Annotated in this window: 6 protein-coding genes; 5 read left to right on the top strand and 1 reads right to left on the bottom strand. The window is 55.2% G+C overall.

Annotation, left to right across the window (positions count from 1 at the left end):
• On the bottom strand, window positions 1–368 hold a 368-nt coding region (locus tag K5905_RS28350), incomplete at its 3' end, for a GTP-binding protein (protein ID WP_297590660.1).
• 203 nt (window positions 369–571) lie between these two features.
• On the opposite strand from K5905_RS28350, the gene K5905_RS28345 reads away from it, so the two are divergent.
• From K5905_RS28345 to K5905_RS28325, 5 genes are all read left to right on the top strand, one after another.
• Entirely contained in the window at window positions 572–1,033 is a 462-nt protein-coding gene (locus K5905_RS28345) for a MarR family transcriptional regulator (protein ID WP_297590657.1), read from the top strand.
• Window positions 1,034–1,035: 2 nt separating this feature from the next.
• Window positions 1,036–2,247, top strand: a complete 1,212-nt coding sequence (locus K5905_RS28340; RefSeq protein WP_297590656.1) for a multidrug effflux MFS transporter — start codon at window positions 1,036–1,038, stop codon at window positions 2,245–2,247.
• A gap of 94 nt (window positions 2,248–2,341) precedes the next feature.
• Complete coding sequence (folP, locus tag K5905_RS28335) at window positions 2,342–3,160, top strand: dihydropteroate synthase (RefSeq protein WP_297590653.1); 819 nt, start codon at window positions 2,342–2,344, stop codon at window positions 3,158–3,160.
• 1 nt (window position 3,161) lies between these two features.
• Window positions 3,162–3,680, top strand: coding sequence for a 2-amino-4-hydroxy-6-hydroxymethyldihydropteridine diphosphokinase (gene folK, locus K5905_RS28330; protein ID WP_297590651.1), 519 nt, complete (start codon window positions 3,162–3,164; stop codon window positions 3,678–3,680).
• Between the two features lie 107 nt (window positions 3,681–3,787).
• The coding region (locus K5905_RS28325) for a hypothetical protein (RefSeq protein WP_297590650.1) at window positions 3,788–4,471 on the top strand (684 nt) is incomplete at its 3' end.

The raw sequence follows: 4,471 nt of genomic DNA, 5'->3' as shown, positions 1-4,471 counted from the left end.
ACGATCGGCTTCAGGCCGAGCTTCAGGGCCTTGCCGAGAACGAACTTGGTTTGCGGCATCGGGCCTTCAGCGGCATCCACCAGGAGGATCACGCCGTCGACCATATGCAGGATGCGCTCGACTTCGCCGCCGAAGTCGGCGTGGCCTGGTGTGTCGACGATGTTGATGCGGGTGTCCTTGTGGACCAGCGACGTCACTTTCGCGAGAATGGTGATGCCACGCTCGCGTTCGATGTCGTTGGAGTCCATCATCCGTTCTTCGGTGCGCTGGTTGTCGCGGAACGCACCGGATTGCTTCAGAAGAACGTCGATAAGTGTTGTTTTGCCATGGTCAACGTGTGCGATGATGGCAATATTACGCAGGTTCATAAGTGGGCTCCAAAAGACAGAACGGGCCCCTGACGGACCCGCATCTTATCTGGATATGTGATTTCGCTGGTCGGCAATCGTGCCGAATTTGGCGCCTTTATACGTGCCAAGCGGGATTTGTGCAATGCAGTGCCGCAAGAGAAGATTGACAGTGACGTCAATCAGGCCTATTTCGTAAGGTAACCTTACTAAATGAGGCGGCGATGAGTCTTCCTTACCCGAATGTCAGTGTCACCATGCTGGTTGTGGATCTGGCGCGGTTGCTCAGGCGACGTTTCGAAGCGGCGTTGACCGAAGTTCAGACGGGATTGACCGCCGGTGAAGCGCGCACCCTGTTTTACGTCTGGCGCAATCCGGGACTGCGTCAGGCCATGCTGGCGGACATCATGTATGTCGAACCGATGACGCTGGTGGGCTATCTGGATTCATTGGAAGGGGCGGGTCTCGTCAAACGTTGCCCCGACCCGAAGGACAAGCGGGCCAAGTTGATCGAATTGACACCGGATGCCGATCCGCTGCTTGAACGGATTGGGGATGCGCTCCACACAGTGCGCTCCAAGGCGCTTGAAGAGATCCCGGAAGACAAGAGGCAGATACTGGAAACCCTGTTGCAGACGATGAAGGACAGCTTGCTGCAGGAGGTTTCCAAGGGAAAGCAGAAATAGAAATGACCGCGAACGGCTCAATCATGACTGCCAGGCGCACGTCTCTGCTGGGAGCGGGGCTCGTCGCTATCGGCCCGATCTCGATGGCGCTCTATACGCCGGCGATGCCTGCACTGGTGGAAGCGTTCGGGACGTCCGATTCGGCAGTCAAGCTTACACTTACGGCCTATTTCGCCGGGTTCGCGTTCGCACAGCTGATTTGCGGGCCGTTTTCGGATGCTTACGGGCGTAAGCCCGTTACACTTGCCTTTTTGACGCTCTATCTCATTTCAAGTGTGCTCGCGACGTTTGCTCCGACAGTGGAGTTCATGGTGTTTGCCCGAGCATTGCAAGGCGTTGGAGCCGCGGTTGGGATTTCTGTTTCCAGAGCGATTGTCCGCGACCAGTTCACGGGACAGGCATCCGCCAAAATCATGAACACGATTGCGATGATGCTGGCTCTTGGTCCGGCGGTTTCACCGACGATCGGCGGATTCGTACTTGAGCTGTTCGGCTGGCGGGAAATATTCTGGTGCATGTTGATCTATGGCGCCGTGCTGATGGCGGCCGTTGTTCTGTACCAGGTCGAAACCAACCCGAATCCGGGAAAACACCATCTCAATCCTTCACGTTTTGTCTCGAATTACCTGACCCTGCTGAAGGATCGACGCTTCCTGGCACCCAGCATTCTGATCGGATGCGGTCTCGGCAATCTCTATGCGCTGGCGACCGTGTTGCCTTTTGTCCTGATCTATGAAGTCGGACTGTCACCGTCCGCATTTGGAATGTCGATGATTATCCAGTCCGGATCTTTCATCGCCGGAACCATCGTTACCGGCCGTCTGTTGAAAATCGTCGAGGCTCACCGGCTGGTTCCCTTCGGATTGGTGCTGTGGGTCATTGCTTCGGCGCTGATGAGTTTCCTGGCTCTGACGCAGGAGCCTACGGTTGCGACCGTCATGGGTCCTGTTGCCCTGTTCGTCTTCGGTCTGGCGTTTGTGTTGCCCGCCTGTTTCACCGATGCCATGGCGCCGTTTCCGCAAATTGCAGGTGCCGCTTCCTCCATGGTTGGTTTCATGCAATTCGGAGGTGGCATCGTCGCCAGTCTGATTGTCGCCGCTGTCGGTGTACCCATGCTTGGATTGGCGGTGATACTGCCACTGATGCCGATTGTCGGAATCGTCCTTAATCTCGTCCTGAAAAGTCACTCATCCCAACCTGCTGCCGCGGAATAATTTCTTTCAAGGAAACGACACAGTTCCGCACTCGTTACTTGACCACAACGGGGCAAGCGGGCATCTGTCTGTCTGAATTTGGAAGGGATACCTGATGGCGACTGTCGCCGAATATCATTTGCCGGCAGGCCGGCCTCATGTGATGGGCATCTTGAACGTTACGCCGGATTCCTTTTCCGATGGCGGACGGCACAACGTTGCGGAGGCAGCTCTTGCGCATGCCAGGGTCATGATCAACGAGGGTGCGGATATCCTCGACGTCGGGGCTGAAAGCACCCGGCCGGGCTCATCTCCTGTCAGTCAGGACGATGAATGGAAGCGCCTCGCTCCGGTTCTGGAACCGGTGGCGGAGTTGGGTGTTCCGGTTTCCATCGACACCTACAAGGCTGAAATCGCAAAGCGTGCCTGTCAGGCAGGTGCGGTGATCGTCAATGATGTCTGGGGTCTTCAGAAAGATCCGGGGATGGCGGATGCCGTTGCTGAAGCCGGTGTCCACGTGGTCATGATGCATAACCGGCACGAAGCCGACGGCAGTCTCGATATCCTCAGTGACATCGACCGGTTTTTCGAAACATCGCTGACGCTTGCGGACAAAGCAGGGATCGCGAGGGAAAAGCAGATCCTCGATCCGGGGTTCGGCTTCGGAAAGACGATCGACCAGAACTTCGTCATCCTGAACCGGTTCGAAACCCTGAAGAAACACGGATTGCCGGTTCTGGCCGGCGCATCGCGCAAGCGCATGATCGGCGCTGTGCTGAACGTCGAGACGGATGAACGCCTTTATGGCTCTCTGGCGGTCCATATGACGGCACTGTTGAAAGGCGCGGCAATCGTTCGTGCTCACGATGTCGGTCCACACGTGGACTGTGTGCGTATGCTGGAAGCGACACATTTGGAACGGAACCCTGCCTGACATGACTTTACCGAAACGGAATGAAACTGCGCCCACTCGCTGCGCGTTGGGTCTGGGGTCCAACCTTGGGGACAGAAAGGCCAATCTGGATGGAGCCCTCCGGCGCCTGGAGCAGTCAGAGGGCATCACGCTTGTTGCAAGATCCTCAGACTATGAAACGCCTCCCTGGGGTCCTGTGCCGCAGGACGATTATCTGAACATTTGTACCGTTGTGGATACTACTCTTGCACCGCATGATCTGCTCAAGCGATGCCTTGAAATCGAAAATGAGCTTGGTCGCGTGCGGGATGTGCGCTGGGGTCCTCGGACAATCGACATAGACGTGTTGATCTATGGATCGGAGAAGATCGAAGACGATGCCCTGGAACTGCCCCATCCGCGAATGCGCGATCGTGCCTTTGTTCTCATACCCTTGGCCGAAATCTGGCCCGATGCCCCAATCGGAGACGGCCGGACCGCCGCTGAAGCGCTTGAAACCTGCCCGGATCAGGACGGTGTCGTTAGACTGGAGCATACTTAGCGTACGTCTCGTCACCAAACGTAATTCTGCAGGAGTGGAAACCAACTCTTAAATCTGCTTTGCGTATAATTGGGGTTCCGGAATTCCGAGTGGAGTTGGAGTATCCCATGACTGCTGCGACGTTGCCATCTGGCTCCGTACCCGAACAGCGCGGGAAAGTTTTCTCACGTGATGCGCTCTACTTCGCTTTTGTCGCAAACATTGTGCCGAGCATCCCCTTTTATCTGCTCGCGTTTTTTGTCTGTCCCTTGAGGGCTTTACCCATTGTCCTTTACTTTACTCTCGCCGTTATCGGGTTGAGGCTGAATGCCTTTATCCTGGTGATGCTGGCAGTAATTGTTGCATTTACTGATGTTGTTCTCGTCATCTCCGGGATCTTCAATCTCTCACCGATCCTGATTATTGATTCAATCAAATATTCTGCGAACTTGGACCTGTTCTCGTTTCTGGGTTACGCGTTTTTGGCTGCTGCAATCCTGTTTTTTGTTGGCCTTTATGTTTATTTCCTGGTGCGAAACAGGCGGGTGTACCAGAAAGTCAGCCTTTATCCGGCAATTTTGACCTGTTGCGCGATTGTCGGTCTCGACTTCTACCTGAATGCTTCACCGCAGACGTTCTTCGCAAATTTTTTGCAAAATAGGACAGAATTTACCTCCGCCGCGAAGCAGATCAATCTTTCTGCGCCCATGAGCGCGGGCGAAGATGAAAATGTGCTGATCGTGATGGTGGAAGGAATGGGGGCTTACGCGGATCCGGCGCACCAGAAACTTCTTTGGGACATTTTCAAGACG

It is taken from the genome of Roseibium sp., from assembly GCF_025698965.1.
Taxonomy (GTDB): Bacteria; Pseudomonadota; Alphaproteobacteria; order Rhizobiales; family Stappiaceae; genus Roseibium.
This window is presented reverse-complemented; position numbering and strand designations above follow the sequence as displayed.